At 65.6% G+C, this 17140-nt stretch carries 14 protein-coding genes; 10 read left to right on the top strand and 4 right to left on the bottom strand.

The window, feature by feature from the left end:
- The first annotated feature begins 358 nt into the window (after positions 1 to 358).
- From ACNJYD_RS31000 to ACNJYD_RS30960, 9 genes are all read left to right on the top strand, one after another.
- Complete coding sequence (locus tag ACNJYD_RS31000; RefSeq protein WP_439364255.1) at positions 359 to 1459, top strand: ABC transporter substrate-binding protein; 1101 nt, start codon at positions 359 to 361, stop codon at positions 1457 to 1459.
- A complete protein-coding gene (locus tag ACNJYD_RS30995; RefSeq protein WP_439364254.1) occupies positions 1437 to 2459 on the top strand; it encodes an ABC transporter permease in 1023 nt (340 codons plus the stop codon). Before ACNJYD_RS31000 ends, ACNJYD_RS30995 begins: the two co-directional genes overlap by 23 nt.
- Positions 2453 to 3250, top strand: a complete 798-nt coding sequence (locus tag ACNJYD_RS30990) for an ABC transporter ATP-binding protein (RefSeq protein WP_212258323.1) — start codon at positions 2453 to 2455, stop codon at positions 3248 to 3250. The genes ACNJYD_RS30995 and ACNJYD_RS30990 overlap by 7 nt, the downstream gene beginning before the upstream one ends.
- Positions 3244 to 4416 carry an acyl-CoA dehydrogenase family protein gene (locus tag ACNJYD_RS30985; protein ID WP_212258317.1) on the top strand — a complete coding sequence of 391 codons (1173 nt, stop codon included), beginning with the start codon at positions 3244 to 3246 and terminating at the stop codon, positions 4414 to 4416. Before ACNJYD_RS30990 ends, ACNJYD_RS30985 begins: the two co-directional genes overlap by 7 nt.
- A 21-nt stretch (positions 4417 to 4437) precedes the next feature.
- On the top strand, positions 4438 to 5538 hold the full coding sequence (locus tag ACNJYD_RS30980) for an LLM class flavin-dependent oxidoreductase (protein ID WP_212258315.1): 1101 nt from the start codon (positions 4438 to 4440) through the stop codon (positions 5536 to 5538).
- On the top strand, positions 5535 to 6473 hold the full coding sequence (locus ACNJYD_RS30975) for an ABC transporter substrate-binding protein (protein ID WP_212258313.1): 939 nt from the start codon (positions 5535 to 5537) through the stop codon (positions 6471 to 6473). The genes ACNJYD_RS30980 and ACNJYD_RS30975 overlap by 4 nt, the downstream gene beginning before the upstream one ends.
- A gap of 374 nt (positions 6474 to 6847) precedes the next feature.
- A complete protein-coding gene (locus tag ACNJYD_RS30970) occupies positions 6848 to 7693 on the top strand; it encodes a CmcJ/NvfI family oxidoreductase (protein WP_212258312.1) in 846 nt (281 codons plus the stop codon).
- 101 nt (positions 7694 to 7794) lie between these two features.
- Complete coding sequence (locus ACNJYD_RS30965; protein ID WP_212258310.1) at positions 7795 to 8109, top strand: septal ring lytic transglycosylase RlpA family protein; 315 nt, start codon at positions 7795 to 7797, stop codon at positions 8107 to 8109.
- A 44-nt stretch (positions 8110 to 8153) separates the two neighbouring features.
- Complete coding sequence (locus ACNJYD_RS30960) at positions 8154 to 9323, top strand: Gfo/Idh/MocA family protein (protein WP_212258309.1); 1170 nt, start codon at positions 8154 to 8156, stop codon at positions 9321 to 9323.
- A gap of 192 nt (positions 9324 to 9515) precedes the next feature.
- Here ACNJYD_RS30960 and ACNJYD_RS30955 read toward each other — a convergent pair whose 3' ends face one another.
- The 4 genes from ACNJYD_RS30955 to ACNJYD_RS30940 form a co-directional block, all read right to left on the bottom strand.
- Positions 9516 to 10826 carry an ABC transporter substrate-binding protein gene (locus ACNJYD_RS30955; protein ID WP_212258307.1) on the bottom strand — a complete coding sequence of 437 codons (1311 nt, stop codon included), beginning with the start codon at positions 10824 to 10826 and terminating at the stop codon, positions 9516 to 9518.
- A 164-nt stretch (positions 10827 to 10990) separates the two neighbouring features.
- Positions 10991 to 13501: an excinuclease ABC subunit UvrA gene (gene uvrA, locus ACNJYD_RS30950; protein ID WP_212258305.1), complete on the bottom strand. Its 2511-nt coding sequence runs from the start codon at positions 13499 to 13501 to the stop codon at positions 10991 to 10993.
- A 148-nt stretch (positions 13502 to 13649) separates the two neighbouring features.
- On the bottom strand, positions 13650 to 14834 hold the full coding sequence (locus ACNJYD_RS30945; RefSeq protein WP_439364253.1) for a calcium-binding protein: 1185 nt from the start codon (positions 14832 to 14834) through the stop codon (positions 13650 to 13652).
- Between the two features lie 219 nt (positions 14835 to 15053).
- On the bottom strand, positions 15054 to 16286 hold the full coding sequence (locus ACNJYD_RS30940) for an SMP-30/gluconolactonase/LRE family protein (protein WP_439364252.1): 1233 nt from the start codon (positions 16284 to 16286) through the stop codon (positions 15054 to 15056).
- Between the two features lie 180 nt (positions 16287 to 16466).
- Between ACNJYD_RS30940 and ACNJYD_RS30935 the strand changes: the two genes are divergently transcribed.
- Positions 16467 to 16736, top strand: a complete 270-nt coding sequence (locus ACNJYD_RS30935) for a hypothetical protein (protein ID WP_172787527.1) — start codon at positions 16467 to 16469, stop codon at positions 16734 to 16736.
- Positions 16737 to 17140 lie beyond the last annotated feature (404 nt).

Below are 17140 nucleotides of genomic sequence, written 5' to 3'. Positions count from 1 at the left end.
AGGCAATGACGTTTCAGCGGAGCGTTGCTTTCGAGAATGCGCAGCGTGCGCGGCCGAAGCTGCACAGGGCTGCGGCAGCCGATGGGGTCGCGGTTTACCTTGCGTGCCGATGCATCCGCGAAAATCCTTTCATCGCTCCCGCATCCGCGGGTGGAGAGAATGACCTTCCTTCGCGCAACATTCGAAAATCCATTTCATTGACGATGCAGCGAACGCGCCGCATGATTTGCGCATCGCATCAACGCGGCGCGGGAAGCGCCGACGGAACAATTTTCTCTCAACGCAGCTCCGCACGGAACATGCGCAACGCGACCCGTTGCGCACACGGCGGAGCCGTGCCAGCAGGAGCCAGGGGCAGATGACCAACGACAACGAGCGCAGCGGATCGACACTCGACCGGCGCCACCTGCTTCAGGCCGGGCTTGCGGCGGCTTTCGCAGCGCCGCTCGGCGCGCTGGGCGCGCAGGCCTTCGCACCGCGGGCCATCGTGCCCGGTGTCGACTTCTCCGAGTTTCCGCTGTGCCGCACGGCCTCCGACGCGCCCGCGCTCACCGGCGCGCCGCGCAAGCTGAAGCTGTCGTGGAATGCCGGTGCCGTCTGCCTCGCGCCGGTGCCTGTCGCAATCGAGCACGGCTTCTTCCAGAAGCACAATCTCGACGTCGAGCTCGTCAACTATTCCGGTTCGACCGACCAGCTGCTCGAGGCCATCGCGACGGGCAAGAGCGATGCCGGTCTCGGCATGGCGCTGCGCTGGCTGAAGCCGCTGGAGCAGGGCTTTGACGTCAAGATCGCCGCCGGCACCCATGGCGGCTGCATGCGCGTGCTGTCGCGCACGGATTCCGGCGTCTCGAAGCTTGCCGACCTCAAGGGCAAGATCGTCGCGGTCGGCGATCTCGCCGGTCCCGACAAGAATTTCTTCTCGATCCAGCTGGCCAAGCTCGGCATCGATCCGGTCAAGGACGTCGATTGGCGCGCCTATCCCGGCAACCTGCTCAATGTCGCGGTGGAGAAGGGCGAGGTGCAGGCGTTTCTATCGTCCGACCCGCTGGCCTATCTCTGGCTCAAGGACACGCAGTACAAGGAGGTCGCCTCCAATCTCGACGGCGAGTACCGCGAGAAGAGCTGCTGCATCCTCGGCCTGCGCGGCTCGCTCGTGCGCGAGGAGCCTCAAGTCGCGCGCGCCATCACCCAGGCGCTGCTCGATGCGGCGATGTTCACCGCGCAGAATGCGACGGTCGCGGCGAAATCGTTCCAGCCCTATGCGCCCAAGGCGGCGACGCTGGCCGATATCGAGGGCATGGTGCGCTACCACACCCACCATCATCATCCCGTCGGCGACATCCTGAAGCGCGAGCTCAAGGCCTATGCCGACGATCTCAAGAGCGTGCAGGTGTTCAAGCAGAGCACCGACACCGCCAAATTCGCGGAGCGCATCTATGTCGACGTATTCGCTGTCTGACGGACTCGCCTCCGGCGCGCCGCGCACCTCGCGCGCGCCGCTGCTGGCGAGCTGGATCCGGGAATCCGGCACTGGCGCGCTCGCCAGCATCGCCTGGATCGCCTTCGGGCTGTCCTGCCTGTGGTGGCAGGACGTCGGCGACTGGTCGCGCACGCATTCGCTCGGCATTGCGGCCTTCATCATCGCGGCGATCGCGCTGTTCGGCACCATCGGGGCCGACTATCTGGGAGCGGCGGGACAGGCGCTGCACAAGCGCGCGCCGTGGCTGGTCGCGCTCGGAGTGTTCCTGACGGTCTGGGAGGTCGCGACCGCAAAATTCGCCTGGCTGCCACTGCCGTTCTTCCCGCCGCCGCAGGCGATCATCGAGGTCTATACCGACGATCTGCCGAAGCTGCTCGACAGCGTGTTCGCATCCGTGAAGCTGCAGCTCGGCGGCTATCTGATCGGCGCGACGATCGGCTTTTTGACCGGCGTCTCGATCGGCTGGTCGCGCGCGGTCGGCTATTGGGTGCATCCGGTGCTGCGCTTCATCGGCCCGCTGCCGGCGACCGCCTGGCTGCCGATTGCCTTCTTCACCTTCCCGTCGAGCTGGAGCGCCTCGACCTTCCTGATCGCGCTGGCGACGGGGTTTCCCGTGACGGTGCTGACCTGGTCCGGCGTCGCGAGCGTCAGCAACGCCTATTACGACGTCGCGCGCACGCTGGGGGCAAAGCCGTCGTTCCTGGTGCTGAAGGTCGCGATCCCGGCGGCGCTGCCGCACGTCTTCGTCGGCCTGTTCATGGGTCTCGGCGCGTCCTTCGCCGTGCTCGTCGTTGCCGAGATGATCGGAGTCAAGGCCGGGCTCGGCTGGTACCTGCAATGGGCGCAGGGCTGGGCCGCCTACGCCAACATGTACGCGGCGCTGATCGTGATGTCGCTGCTCTGCTCCGGCGCGATCACGCTGCTGTTTGCGATCCGCGATCGTCTCCTGGTCTGGCAGAGGGGGACCGTCAAATGGTAGCCACAGCTCTTGCCGAAGCGGTTACGCATCCAGCCGCCGGCGCCGCGCTCGACATCGAGCAGGTCAGCCACGCCTTCGACATCGACGGGACCGAGCTGCCGGTGCTGAGCGATGTTTCAATTTCGGTCGAGCCCGGCGAGTTCGTCGCGCTGCTCGGCCCGTCCGGCTGCGGCAAGTCGACCCTGCTGCGGCTGGTCGCCGGGCTCGACAAGCCGAAGGCAGGAAGGCTGCGGGAGGACGAGGCGCGCATCAGGAGCCCGCATCCGTCGCGCGTCGTCGTGTTCCAGGATCCGACCCTGTTTCCCTGGCGGTCGGTCTGGGACAACGTCGCCCTGGGCCTCGAGGCCCAGGGCATTTTGAGGAGCCAGCGCCAGCGCGTCGATGACGCGCTCGACCTCGTCGGGCTTTCGTCGTTCCGCAACGCCTATCCGCACCAGCTCTCCGGCGGCATGGCGCAGCGCGTCGCGCTGGCACGGGCGCTGGTCAACGATCCCAAGATCCTGATCCTGGACGAGCCGCTGGGAAAACTGGACTCGCTGACCCGCATCACCATGCAGGCCGAGCTCGTCTCACTCTGGCAGCGCAAGGGGTTTACCACGCTGCTGGTGACGCATGATGCCGAGGAGGCGCTGGTGCTCGCCAACCGCGTCATCGTGTTCAGCGAGCGTCCCGCGCGGGTGAAGGCCGATATCCGCGTCGATCGTCCGTATCCGCGCCATCGCGGCGATCCGTATCTGGCTGACCTGCGCCGCCAGATCCTTGGCTTGTTGGGGCTGGACGCCACATGGTGACCTCCATAGCCAAGGGCCGCAGGGCTCACAGCGAGCCCGACTACATCGCCGGCGCAGCGACGCTTGCCACAAGCTTTGCCGCGCGCGCGGCCGAGCACGACCGCATCGGCAGCTTTCCCTTCGAGAATTTTCGCGAGCTGTCGGAGGCGGGCTTGCTGTCGCTGACCGTGCCGGCGGTCCATGGCGGCGCCGGTGCCGGCGCGCGGTATGCCGCGCGCGTGCTCGGCATCCTCGGCAAGGCCGATCCGTCGACCGCGCTGGTCCTGTCGATGCATTACATCAATCATCTCGTGATGGCGCGCAGCCCGAATTGGCCGGCGCGGCTGTCGCGCAAGCTCGCGCGCGAGAGCGTCGAGGGCCTTGCACTCATCAACGCGCTGCGCGTGGAGCCGGAGCTCGGTTCGCCCGCACGTGGCGGCCTGCCGGCGACGATCGCGCGGCGCACCGAAACTGGCTGGCGCCTTTCCGGCCACAAGATCTATTCGACGGGATCGCCGATCCTGAAATGGTACCTGGTCTGGGCGCGCACCGACGAGGCCGAGCCGCGGGTCGGCCAGTTCCTGGTGCCCGCCGGCCTGCCGGGCACGCGCATCGTCGAGACCTGGGATCATCACGGCCTGCGCGCCAGCGGCAGCCATGATGTCATCTTCGACGACGTCGTGATCCCGCTCGATGGCGAGGTCGATGTGCGCAAGCCGGCGGACTGGCGCACGCTCGACGTCACGCAAGCGACCGTCCACACCGTCTTCGTCGCCGCGATCTATGACGGCGTTGCGCGTGCCGCGCGCGACTGGCTGATCACGTTTCTGAAGCAGCGCGTGCCCGCCAGCCTCGGCGCGCCGCTGGCGACTTTGCCGCGCGCTCAGGAGATCCTCGGCGCGATTGAGGCGCGGCTTGCGGTCAACGCGCGGCTGATCGACACGTTCGCCCGCGACTTCGATGACGGCGTCGAGCTCGCCGCGAGCGAGTCCAACGTCATCAAGCTCACCGTGACCAACAATGCCGTTGCCGTGGTCGAGGATGCGCTGTCGCTCACCGGCAATCACGGCCTGTCCCGCGCCAATCCGCTGGAGCGGCATTATCGCGACGTGCTGTGCGGCCGTGTGCACACGCCGCAGGACGATTCCACGCGCATCGGCCTCGGCCGCCTCGCACTGGGCCTCTAGGACCTCAACAGGGAGACGATCATGTCGATCGAGTTCATCGGCTTCATCAGCAACAACAATTCGTCGGAAACCGTCGTTCGCGAAGGGCCGGTCCTCAATCCCACCCACATCGAGACGGTGGCGAATGCGCATGAGAATGCCGGCTTCGATCGGGCGCTGCTGGCATTCCATTCGACCTCGCCCGACGCGCTCCAGGTGGCGCAGCACGTCCTGAACACGACGTCCCGGCTCAACGTGCTGATCGCGCAGCGGCCCGGCTTCACCGCGCCAACATTGCTGGCGCGGCAGTTCGCGGTGCTCGATCAGTTTTCCCGCGGCCGTGTTGCCCTCCACGTCATCACTGGCGGCAACGCGACCGAGCTGCGGCAGGACGGCAACACGCTCGACGACAAGGACGAGCGCTATGCCCGCACCTCCGAATTCCTCGACGTGCTCAAGCTGGAATGGACCAGCGACAAGCCGTTCACCTACAGGGGCAAATATTACCAGGTCGAGAACGCGTTCTCGCAGGTGAAGCCCTATCGTCCCGAAGGCATCCGCGTCTATTTCGGCGGCGCCTCGGATGCGGCGATCGACGTCGCCGGCAAGCACGCCGATACCTTTGCGCTGTGGGGCGAATCCTACGCGCAGGTGCGCGACGTGACCTCGCGCGTCCATAACGCGGCGGTGCGGCAGGGGCGGCCGACGCCGCGCTTCAGCCTGTCGGTGCGGCCGATCATTGCGCCGACCGAGAAGCAGGCCTGGGAGAAAGCCGAGGAGATTCTGGCGCGGGCCACTGCGCTGCAGGACAAGACCGGCTATCGCAAGCCCGCCGACGGCCATGCCACGGCCGGCGCCCGGCGACTGCTCGCGCTCGCCGACCAGGGCAGCCGGATCGACAAGCGGCTCTGGACCGAGATCGCAAAGCTCACCGGCGCCAACAGCAACACCACGGCGCTGGTCGGTACGCCCGAGCAGGTCGCGGAGGTCTTCGGCGATTATTACGATCTCGGCATCAGCCATTTCCTGATCCGCGGCTTCGATCCGCTGATCGATGCCATCGACTACGGCCGCGAGCTGATCCCGCTGACGCGCGAGCTGGTTGCCAAGCGCCAGGCCATTCGCGGCGAGGCCGCGGAATGATCCGCCTCATGTTGGCCGGCGCGCTGCTGTTCGCTTCGCTTGAAGTTGCAGCCGCGCAAACCACCTTGCGCGTCGGGGACCAGAAGGGCAATGCGCAGGCCGTGATGGAAGCGGCCGGCGTGCTCAAGGACGTCCCATACAAGATCGAGTGGAAAGAGTTTCCCGCGGCCGCGCCACTCCTGGAAGCGCTCAGCGCCGGCGCGATCGAGACCGGCCTCGTTGGCGATGCGCCCTTCACCTTTGCCGCCGCCTCCGGCGCGCCGGTGAAGGCGATCGCCGCCATCAGGCAGACGCGCGAGGGGCTTGCGATCCTCGTGCCCGAGACTTCGCCGATCAAGAGTTTTGCCGATTTGCGCGGCAAGAAGATCGCGACGGGCCGCGGCTCGATCGGTCATCAGCTGATCCTCGCCGCGCTCGAGAAGAATGGCTGGGCTGCGAGCGACGTGCAGATCGCATTCCTGGCGCCGTCGGACGCCAAGATCGCCTACACGCAAGGCTCTGTCGATGCGTGGTCGACCTGGGAGCCTTATGTGAGCCAGGAGGAGGTGCTGTTCAGGTCGCGCCGCATCATCACGTCGGAAGGGCTTACGCCAGGGCTGAGCTTCCAGGTGGCGCGGCCCGAGGCCATCCGCGACAAGCGCGCGGAGCTGACCGACTTCATCCGCCGCCTCACCGCGGCGCGGGCGTGGTCGCTGAACAACATCGACAGCTACGCCGCGACCTGGGGCAGGCTGATGAACATCCCGACCGCCGTGCCGCAGAACTGGCTGTCGCGCGCAAAGATCCGCATCGCGCCGATCGACGACGGCGTGATCGCGGACGAGCAGAGCACGATCGACCTGTATTTCCGCTGGGGACTGATCAAGCAGAAGCTCGATGCCGCGGGGATCGTCGATCGCTCGTTCACGGACGCGATTGCGAAGGCGGGGTTGTAGCCCTTTTTCTCGGTGGCAACGCCGCTTCTTCCCCTCTCCCCTTGTGGGAGAGGGTGGCTCGCCGCGTAGCGGCGAGACGGGTGAGGGGTCTCCCTCCGCGTGCTCACCTCTCACAGTCGAGTTCACGGGTAGATACCCCTCATCCGGCGCTTCGCGCCACCTTCTCCCACAAGGGGAGAAGGAGAAACGCTCTCACGAGCACCTCAAGGACTCGTGAGGAGAGGCGATGGTTTCCAGCGCAATCGCCTTCTTCGAAATATTCCTTCTGCATTCTCTCCGCCCGACAACACTCTCATTGCTATTTGCACCGCCTCCCTTGCGCCACGTCGCGCCCCGTCAAAAATCAATCCGACGACCACATCGGGAGACCGGCCATGGGCCTGCAAGAAACAAAAATCGAATCGCTTCCCTTCGTCACTGCCGAACTCAACTATCTCGCACCAATCGACGGCAAGCCGCGCACCTACGCCTTCGATCCGCCGCCGGGTGAGCCGAAAAGCACCTCGCTGCCGGAGCCGCACCAGGTCCCGATCTTCGATGCGCGGCTGATCGCGCAGAATTTCTCGCTGGACCGCGAGGGCTTTGCGCTGGTGCGTCACCCGACGCAGGTGAAGGATTTTTACAACGACGACGAAATCCGCAGCGTTTACTATCCAGCGGTCGAAGCGTTCCTGCGCGCGACGCTGAAGGCCGACCGCGTCTTCATCTTCGACCACACCGTGCGCAAGCGTGTCGAAGGCGCGCCTGATATCCGTGACGGCGGGCCGCGCCAGCCGGCCACGCGCGTCCATGTCGACCAGACCGCAATCTCCGGTGCCAACCGCGTGCGCGAGCATCTGCCCGACGAGGCCGAGGAGCTGCTGAAAGGCCGCGTGCAGGTGATCAATCTGTGGCGGCCGATCCGCGGCCCCTTGCGCGATTCACCGCTCGCCATGGCCGACGGCACGACGGTGGCGCCGGAAGACCTCGTCGCTTCCGACCTGATCTATCCCAACCGCCGCGGCGAGACCTATTCGGTGAAATACAATCCGAACCACCGCTGGTTCTATTTCCCTGAGATGACGCCGGACGAGGCGCTGCTGCTGAAGTGCTACGATTCCGCAACCGACGGCCGCACCCGCTTCGGGCCGCACACCGCGTTCCTCGATCCGACCACGCCGGCCGATGCGGCGCCCCGCGAAAGCATCGAGGTCCGCACGCTGGTGTTCCACCGGCAGTAACAAAGTGTGATGGCATTGCCGGGCATCGCCCGGCAATGCTCCTGGAACTTTGAGGAACAAAGCGACGTTTGCAGGGCCGGGCAGGGAACCGGGAGGGTGCCGTGCAAGCGCAGACGACGCTATTGGTAGCTCTGGCCAGCTTTTTGCTTTTTGCCTTTTCTGTTGCCCACGCTGAAAGCGGGCTTGCTTCTTACTACGGATACGCAAAAGCCGGCAAAGTCGGCGAGCTGACCTGCGCCCACCGCACGCGCCCGTTCGGCACCGTGCTCAGGGTGTCCTACAGCGGACGCACGATCCAGTGCCGCGTCAATGATCGTGGCCCGTTCATCCGCGGCCGCATCGTCGATCTCTCGGTGCCCGCCGCCCGCGCGCTCGGCATGATGAGCGCCGGCGTGGTGCGCGTCTCGGTGGATTAGGCCTCCAGGCGCGCTATAGTGCCGCCCATTGCAAAGGGGGCGCTATGGACAGGATCAGGGTGGGACTCGTCGGCTGCGGCTTCGTGTCGGAGCTGCACATGTATGCGTTCCGGCGCGTCTATGGCGTTGACGTCGAGGTCGCGGCGGTCGCTGCCCGCGGCGACAGGGTTGTCGCGTTCGCCCGCCATCACAATATCCCGCGTGTTTACCGCAGCTTCGCCGAGCTGATCGCAGACCGCGATCTCGATGTCGTCGACATCTGCACCCCGCCCAATCTTCATGCCGAGATGATCGTCGCCGCCATGCAGGCCGGCAAGCATGTCATCTGCGAAAAGCCGTTCGCCGGCTATTTCGGCCGCGAAGGCGATCAGCAGCCGATCGGCAAGCACGTGCCGAAGGCGCTGATGTATGAGCGCGTGATCGAGGAGATGGACAGGACGCGAGCCGCGATCGAGCGCACGGACAAGCTCTTCATGTATGCCGAGGACTGGATCTACGCGCCGGCCGTGACCAAGACCGTCGAGATCATCAAGGCGACCAAGGACAAGATCCTGTTCATGAAGGGCGAGGAGAGCCATTCCGGCTCGCACGCCGCGCATGCTGCGCAATGGGCGATGACGGGCGGCGGCTCGCTGATCCGCATGGGCTGCCATCCGCTCTCGGCCGTGCTGTATCTGAAGCAGGTCGAAGCCAAGGCGCGCGGCGAGCGCATCCGCGTCGCCAGTGTCACCGGCGATGTCGGCAACGTCACCGCCGGCTTGAAGCCGGAGGAACGCAGCTACATCAAGGCCAATCCCGTCGACGTCGAGGATTGGGGTACGCTCACCGCAACCTTCTCCGACGGCACCAAGGCCACCGTGTTCTCCGGCGACATGATCATGGGCGGCGTGCGCAATCTGATCGAGACCTATACGAGCGGCGGCTCCCTGTTCGCCAACATCACGCCGAACAATCATCTGATGAGCTACCAGACCAGCGAGGAGAAGCTCGCGAGCGTCTACATCACCGAGAAGGTCGACCGCAAAACCGGCTGGCAATATGTCTGCCTCGAGGAGGAATGGACGCGCGGCTATTTGCAGGAGATCCAGGACTTCATGGAGTGCGCCGCGACCGGACGCCAGCCGCTGTCGGATCTCGCGCTGGCCTATGAGACGATCAAGGTGAACTACGCCGGGTATTGGGCGGCGGAGGAGGGGAGACGGGTGGTGTTGTAAATCACCACGCACGCCGCGAACCCTTCTCCCCTTGTGGGAGAAGGTGGCGCGAAGCGCCGGATGAGGGGTTGCTTCAGCGAATGCGAAAGCGAGAGGGTTCACGCGCGGAGACAACCCCTCACCCGTCTCGCCGCTACGCGGCGAGCCACCCTCTCCCGCAAGGGGAGAGGGTGTACCCCGCCCGTGCCTCCCTCACGCCCCGTAGGTCGAGCCCTTCGGCAGCGGGAAGACCGGGTCCTGCGTACGAATGTTCGTCGGCCACACCACGGAAATGTGCTCGCCGGCGTTCTGCATCACGACTGGCGTCGAGCGTTCGTTCTGGCCGGAGAGCGGCGTGCCCGGCGGGAAGAATTTCACGCCATAGCCCTGGATCGTGCCGCCGGCGGGGATGTCGACGTCGAGCGCCGCTTTCCGGATCGCCTCGGGCTCGAAGCTGCCGTACTTCTCCTTGGCGACCGGCAGCACGTGGTTGAGCAGCACCCAGGTCTGGTTGAAGCCCATCGAGCAGTGCGGCGGTACGTCGGTGGCGCCGGTCTTGGCCTGGTAGCGACTGACCATGGTCTTGATCAGATCGCCCATTCCGGGCGCGAGCTTGGCGGGATCGAGCAGCTGCGCCGGCACCGGGTCGATGTTGCAGAAATTGTCGATGTCGGCGCCGAAAGTGGCACGCAGCTTGTCGAGCTGGCTGTAGCCGGCGCCGGCTCCGAACAGCATCTTGAAGCGCAATCCGCTCTCACGCGCCTGGCGCAGGAACAGGGTGATGTCGGGGTTGTAGCCCGCATGCGAGATCACGTCGGCCTTGGCACGCTTGATCTTCGTCACCAGCACCGACAGGTCGGGCGCGGAGGCCGAATAGCCCTCGCGCAGCACGACCTGGATGCCGGCCTCCTTGGCGTAAGTCTCGTCGGCAGAAGCAACGCCGACGCCATAGGGGCCGTCCTCGTGGATCAACGCGACCTTGACCTCCTTCGGGTCCATGCCGAGCTTGGCTTTGGCATGCTCGGTGAGGAAGCTTGCAAAGGCTTGGCCGTATTGATCCGAATGGATCTGCGCGCGAAACACGTATTGCAGGTTCTTGTCCTTGAACACGGCGGTCGAGACCGCTGTCGTGATCCAGAGGATCTTCTTCTGCTGCTCGACCTTGGCCGCGAGCGGCACCGCATGCGAGCTCGCATAGACGCCGTTGAGGATGTCGATCTTCTCCTGGCTGATCAGGCGTTCGGCCTCGTTGATCGCAACGTCGGGCTTGCTCTGCGAATCCGCGGCGACCGGAGCAACCTTGTATTTGCCGCCGACACCGCCCTTCTCGTTGACGAGATCGATGGCGATCTGCGCCCCGATCGACGAGGCGACCGAGCCGCCGGCGGCGAAGGGGCCGGTGAGGTCGTAGACCAGGCCGATACGTAAATTCTCGGCTTGTGCCTGGGCGCGTGTCCAATCGAGGCTGAGTGCGGCGGCGGCAGCCGCCGAGGTCTTCAGCAGCTGCCTGCGTGAAGTCGGCATCCTATCCTCCCTCAAAACCGTCGTTCGATCTTGTTGTTGTCGCGAAGTATGGGGAGCGGGACGGAGGAAAGTCAACATCGCGAAAGTCGAGGTCCGCCGCTCGCGGCATAGAACGCAATTGCGAGATGACCGCGAGGCGACCGTGCCGACGATCGCTGCGCGCGCTATTGCGCCAGGCGCCGCGCCAGATAAGGCGCGGTCTTTCCGCCGGCCTTGGCGACCTGCTCGGGCGTCCCCGATGCGACGACACGGCCGCCTTCGTCACCGGCGCCAGGCCCAAGATCGATGATCCAGTCGCTGTGCGCCACGACGTCCATGTCATGCTCGACCACGATCACGCTGTTGCCGCCGTCCACGATGCGTTCGAGCTGCGCGATCAGGCGCTCGACGTCGCGCGGGTGAAGGCCGGTGGTCGGCTCGTCCAGGACATAGAGCGTGTGGCCGCGTTGCGGACGCATCAGCTCGGTCGCGAGCTTGATGCGTTGGGCTTCGCCGCCCGACAGCTCGGTCGCGGACTGGCCGAGGCGGATATAGCCGAGCCCGACCTCGCGCACGACCGACAGCGACCGGTTCAGTGCGGAATCGCGCTCGAAGAACTCGAAGGCCTCGTCGACGCGCATCGCCAGCACGTCCGCGATGGATTTGCCGCTGATCTTCACCTCCAGCGTCTTGTCGTTGTAGCGCGCACCCTTGCAGGTCGGGCAGGGCGCGTAGACGCTGGGCAGGAACAACAACTCGACGCAGACGAAGCCCTCGCCCTCGCAGGTCGCACAGCGGCCCTTGGCGACGTTGAAGGAGAAGCGGCCGGCGTCGTAGCGGCGCGACTTTGCCTGCGGCGTCGCCGCGAACAGTTTTCGCACGTGATCGAACAGGCCGGTATAGGTCGCAAGGTTGGAGCGCGGCGTGCGGCCGATCGGCTTCTGGTCGACGACGACGAGGCGGTTGACGTGGTCGAGGCCGGCTACGATCTTGCCGCCCAGCGTCTCGACGGTCGGCGCCAAGCTGTCGTCGTCGGTGTCGGTGGCAAGCGAATGGCCGAGATGCGCGGCCACGGTATCGACGAGGAATTGGCTGATCAGGCTGGATTTGCCGGAGCCCGACACACCGGTGATGCTGGCGATGATTCCGAGCGGAATGTCGACGTCGAGGCCGCGCAGATTGTTGCGGGTCACGCCCCTGAGCTTCAGATGTCCTTCCGGCTCGCGGCGGACCGTCGGCAGCTTCTTGCGGGGATGCGCGAGATAATGCGCGGTCCGCGATTGCGCGATCGCGCCGAGCCCCGCCGGGGGCCCGCTGTAGAGAATGAGCCCGCCGCCGTCGCCGGCGTCCGGGCCGACATCCACCAGCCAGTCCGCGTGCCTGATCACTTCTATCTCATGCTCGACCACGAAGATGGAGTTGCCGGCACCTTTCAGCCGGTCCAGTGCGCGCCGCAGCGCCTCAGTGTCGGCGGGATGCAGGCCGGCCGACGGCTCGTCGAGCACATAGACGACGCCGAACAGGTTGGAGCGGACTTGGGTCGCCAGACGCAGCCGCTGCAATTCGCCCGGTGACAGCGTCGGCGTGCTGCGTTCGCAGGCGAGATAGCCGAGGCCGAGATCGAGCAGGACGGCGAGGCGCGCCGACAGATCCTCGCAGATGCGCCTGGCAACAACGGTCTTCTCCGATTTGTCCGACGAAGCTCTCGCAAATGGCTTGATCACCTCGTGCAACTGCTTGAGCGGCAGGTGCGACATCTCGGCGATGTTGAATCCTGCGAACCTCACCTTGAGCGCCTCGGGCTTCAGCCTTGTGCCGTGGCAGGTCGGGCAGTCCCGCGTGATCATGAATTGCGCGACGCGGCGCTTCATCATCGCGCTCTCGGACTTGGCGTAGGTCTGCATCACGTAGCGCTTGGCGCCGGTGAAGGTGCCCTGATAGCTCGGTTCCTCCTTGCGGCGTAGCGCCCGCTTGACCTCGGCGGCATCGTAGCCGGCATAGACAGGAACGGTCGGCTGCTCCTCGGTGAACAGGATCCAGTCGCGGTCCTTCTTGGGCAATTCGCGCCAGGGCTTGTCCACGTCGTAGCCCAGCGTCGTCAGGATGTCCCGGAGGTTCTGGCCCTGCCAGGCACTCGGCCAGGCCGCGACAGCGCGCTCGCGGATCGTCTTGGTGTCGTCGGGTACCATGGACTTCTCGGTGACGTCGAGCATCCGGCCGATGCCGTGGCAGGTCGGGCAGGCGCCCTCCGGCGTGTTGGGCGAGAACGCCTCCGCATAGAGCATCGCTTGGCCGCGCGGATAGTCGCCGGCGCGGGAATAGAGCATCCGGAGCAGGTTCGAGATGGTGCTGACGCTGCCGACCGAGGACCGCGTCGTCGGCGCCCCGCGCTGCTGCTGCAGCGCCACCGCCGGCGGCAGGCCTTCGATGTCGTCGACCTCGGGGATCTGCATCTGGTGGAACAGGCGCCGCGCATAGGGCGACACCGATTCCAGGTAGCGCCGCTGCGCCTCGGCATAGATCGTGCCGAAGGCGAGCGAGGATTTCCCGGAGCCCGACACGCCCGTGAACACGACGAGGACGTTGCGCGGAATGCGGACGTCGACATTCCTAAGGTTGTGCTCGCGCGCACCCCGGACCCGGACGAACCCGTCATCCTGCGTCAGGCTCTTGGTCTGCTTTGGTCGATCGTCCATCTCGCGCCTCTCACCCAAACAAGGGTAACGGCAAGATCGCAGGATAGGTCCTCCCATGCCAGCGTGGCGCTAGCGGTCTGGACGAAGAGAAAGGCCCGCCGCGAGGATCGCGGCGGGAGCGATGCGAGGCCGGCGGTCTCACCGCGCGTCAGATGATGAAATCCGTGGCCTTGAGATCGGCGGCGTGGATTCCGGTCAGCGTGATCGTGTCATCGCTCGTCAGGTGAATCACGGCGTTGCCGGAGCCGTCGTTGCCGATCAGGCCCTTCAACGCGCTCCATCCTGCCAAGCCGTAATCTTGCAGGTCGATGACGTCGTGCTCCGCTGCGGTGCTGCCCGCAGCCGCGTTGCCCTGATCGAAATCGTTGATCACGTCCTCGCCCGAAACCGTGTTGAAGACGAACAGGTCGTTGTTCGGTCCGCCCCAGATCTGATCGTTGCCGCCCCCGCCGTTGAGGACGTCCCGGCCGCCTGCGATCGAGCCGCCCACGGCGGGGGCGTAGGTGCGCGCATCGCCATAGAGCCAATCGCCGCGATGGCTCCCGTAGAGGATGTCGTTGCCACCCTGTGCGTTGCCGGACATCTGCGAGGCATCGCCGACCAGCGCGATGGAGATCGAATCGGGATTGCCGTCGACGGTTGCGATCAGGACGTCGTCTCCGCCGCGGGTATTGTCGCTCATGTAACCGCCATCGCCGAGAAGCGATGCGCCGCCGGACCGCGCGTCGACAGCGGCCGTATAGATCAGCGTGTCATTACCGCCGCGCGCATTGCCGATCATGGATATCAAGGCATCACCGGACATCGACACGTTGCCAGAGAGGCCGGCCTGGACCACGCTGATGACGTCGTTGCCGCCTTGGGCGTTGTCGCTCATGAGCGATCCGGAATCGCCGCTGAACGCACCATACGATCGGTCGCCCATCTCTGCCGTGATGAGGTCATTGCCGCCCTTGGCTTCACCGGTCATGGCGATTTCGGCGTCCCCCGAGAGGTAGACGTTCGCAAAGGTCGCGCGCGCGGCCTCGACATGCAGCACGTCGTTGCCGCCGTGGGCCTGGCCGGACATGATCTGCGCGTCCCCGTCAAGGTATGTATAGGTCAGGCGGCCCTGGACGGTCGCGACGAGAAGGTCGTTGCCGCCATGCGATCGGCCCTCCAGCATCGCCTCGTCACCGACGAACAGCAGGCTGCTGGGCCCGTCATCGACCGTTGCGATCATGATGTCGTTGCCGCCGTGGCCGTCGATTGGTAGCCCGGGGTCTCCGAACTCGATCACGAGTTCCTGGCTTCCAACGCTGACGATGATCGTGTCGTTTGGCATGCGGCGCATTGCGCAACTCCCACTTCATGCCCGAGGCCGGCTGGAGATAGCGTCATGCTTTCACGCCGCGCCACGGTTCTGCTGCGCGACCTATCTTCGTTGCTATGATGGCGGAGATTTGCTCGACGGTCGGAAAGCGACGGTCGGCGTGTCGCGGTATCGTCACAAAACGCAAAGACTCCGCGCCGGCGCTTCACGCCGGCGCGCTCGCTCGTGGAGGGGTGCCGCTCAGCCCGGCCCGGCGCCTTGCGTCGCCGTGTACACGGCGTAGAGCGATTGGCTCGCGGCCATGAACAGGCGGTTGCGCTTGGGGCCACCGAAGCAGACGTTACCGCACACTTCCGGCAGGCGGATGCGGCCAAGCAGCTTGCCCTCCGGCGACCACACCGTGACGCCGCTATAACCCACGGCGCGTCCGGCATTGCTGGAGGCCCAGAGATTGCCGTTGACGTCGCAGCGCAGACCGTCCGGTCCGCATTTCACGCCGTCGATCACGCAATCGCTGAACTTCTTCAGGTTCGACAACTTGTTGTCGCTGCCGACGTCGAACACGAAGATCTCACCCTTGCCGCCGGCGCCGGTGTCGCCCGGCCCCTTGCCGGTCGAGGCGATGTAGAGCTTCTTGTAGTCGGGCGAGAAGCAGAGTCCGTTCGGGTCGGGCACCTGGTCCTCGGTGACGACGAGGTCGATGCGGCCGGAGGGATCGATGCGGTAGCAATTGGTCGGCAGCTCGCGCTTGCCCGGCACGAAGCCGGCCGGCTGACCGATCCGCGGATTGAGCTTGCCGCCCGTATTGCTCGGACCACCGGCGACGTCGGGCTCGCCTTCGTAGAGCTGGCCGCCGTAGGGCGGATCGGTGAACCAATAGCTGCCGTCGGGATGTGCGGCGATGTCGTTCGGCGAGTTCAGCTTCTTGCCCTGGTAGGAGTCGGCGAGCACGGTGGCGGTGCCGTCGTGCTCGTAGCGCGTCACCCGCCGCGTCAGGTGTTCGCAAGAGAGCTGGCGGCCCTGGAAGTCGAAGGAGTTGCCGTTGGAGTTGTTGGAGGGCGTGCGGAACACGGTGACGCGGCCGTCATCCTCGATCCAGCGCATTTGCCGGTTGTTGGGAATGTCGCTCCACAGCAGATAGCGGCCCTGCGCACTCCACGCCGGGCCTTCGGCCCACAACAGGCCCGTATAGAGACGCTTGATCGCGGTGTTGGGTTGGGCAAGATCGTTGAAGGACGGATCGACCGCGATGATGTCAGGGTCCCAGAAATAGGTCGTCGGCGCACCGTTGGGTCCGAAATCGCGCGGCGGCGTCGTGATCGTCGTCGGCGGTGCGGCAGGCCCGGTCTGGGCCAGCGCGGGGCCCGCCAGCGTGGCCGCGGCGCCGAGCGCCAGTCCCCCGACAAGCGTTCGTCGTGAAAGCGCAGCATTCTGCGCACGCTGCTCCTGCTCAGGAGCCTCCTGGCGTGTCATCGTATCCTCCCGGTTATGTTCGGCCGGCCGGTTGATCCGGCCAAGCGAGGCGGAGGTTAGTCCGGTCCGCGTCCAGTTGCGAGAGGTAGACTTGAAGCTGCTGCGCGATCGCAGGTCGCAATTTCGTCACCTTCGAGTGCGTTTGGAGTGCGGGGCGCTAGGGGGATAAAGCTGGAGCTCATTGTGCAAGCCGTCGTCTTGGTCGTCCTTGTCTCGTTCGCATTTGCGGCTGGCTATTTCACGCGGGACCACGTCTCGCGAAAAAGGCGGGCGGAGGCACGCCGCTGGCGCGAGTACACGGAGCCGGACTGGCTCGCAGCCCACGCGCCGGCCAACACCAACGAGATCGTGAAGGCCGGCACTGCTGCTCCCGTGGCGACCGGCGAGCTCGGCCAGATGCTGAACCGCTGGGAGAGTAGGGCGCGCGCCCGCCGCACTGGCACCGCGTAGGCGTCTCCCTCGCAAATCTTGCAGCCTGTCGTGCAGCCTGGATGGAGCGGAAGCGAAATCCAGGACCGTGTTCCCGCATTGCGCGTCGCTCCATGCGGGCTGCGCCCTCGTGCAGCGAGCTATTAGGTCACGTATGTTGACCATCTTTTGGCGTTGCAGTTGCGGCCATTTCTCGTCTAGAAACGGGCGCATCGAGCCTCCCGGCAACCAACCGTCAACGGTTTTGACCGAGGATTTGAGGCTCAAACGGGTCCGGCAATGCTGATTCGCGGCCAAATCGAGGGGATTTCGGGGGAGGTGGCTCAGGCCGCCGCCACGATCCCGGCCGCGTCGCTGCCCACCCTCCTCATTGGCGGCCTTCTTCTTACTTGCCCCTGAGGGCCGGCTGGGCGCCATGCGCCTGG

It is taken from the genome of Bradyrhizobium sp. SPXBL-02 (assembly GCF_051853065.1).
Lineage (GTDB): Bacteria > Pseudomonadota > Alphaproteobacteria > Rhizobiales > Xanthobacteraceae > Bradyrhizobium.
Note: the sequence above shows the minus strand (reverse complement) of the source record. Positions and strands in the feature narration are given on the sequence as shown.

Bases quoted from the DNA above. Each gene is read 5' to 3' on its own strand.
- ACNJYD_RS30945 (WP_439364253.1), bottom strand. From the start codon at position 14,834: ATGCGCCGCATGCCAAACGACACGATCATCGTCAGCGTTGGAAGCCAG.
- uvrA (WP_212258305.1), bottom strand. From the start codon at position 13,501: ATGGACGATCGACCAAAGCAGACCAAGAGCCTGACGCAGGATGACGGG.
- ACNJYD_RS30960 (WP_212258309.1), top strand. From the start codon at position 8,154: ATGGACAGGATCAGGGTGGGACTCGTCGGCTGCGGCTTCGTGTCGGAG.
- ACNJYD_RS30955 (WP_212258307.1), bottom strand. From the start codon at position 10,826: ATGCCGACTTCACGCAGGCAGCTGCTGAAGACCTCGGCGGCTGCCGCC.
- ACNJYD_RS30975 (WP_212258313.1), top strand. From the start codon at position 5,535: ATGATCCGCCTCATGTTGGCCGGCGCGCTGCTGTTCGCTTCGCTTGAA.
- ACNJYD_RS30995 (WP_439364254.1), top strand. From the start codon at position 1,437: ATGTCGACGTATTCGCTGTCTGACGGACTCGCCTCCGGCGCGCCGCGC.
- ACNJYD_RS30990 (WP_212258323.1), top strand. From the start codon at position 2,453: ATGGTAGCCACAGCTCTTGCCGAAGCGGTTACGCATCCAGCCGCCGGC.
- ACNJYD_RS31000 (WP_439364255.1), top strand. From the start codon at position 359: ATGACCAACGACAACGAGCGCAGCGGATCGACACTCGACCGGCGCCAC.
- ACNJYD_RS30985 (WP_212258317.1), top strand. From the start codon at position 3,244: ATGGTGACCTCCATAGCCAAGGGCCGCAGGGCTCACAGCGAGCCCGAC.
- ACNJYD_RS30980 (WP_212258315.1), top strand. From the start codon at position 4,438: ATGTCGATCGAGTTCATCGGCTTCATCAGCAACAACAATTCGTCGGAA.
- ACNJYD_RS30940 (WP_439364252.1), bottom strand. From the start codon at position 16,286: ATGACACGCCAGGAGGCTCCTGAGCAGGAGCAGCGTGCGCAGAATGCT.
- ACNJYD_RS30970 (WP_212258312.1), top strand. From the start codon at position 6,848: ATGGGCCTGCAAGAAACAAAAATCGAATCGCTTCCCTTCGTCACTGCC.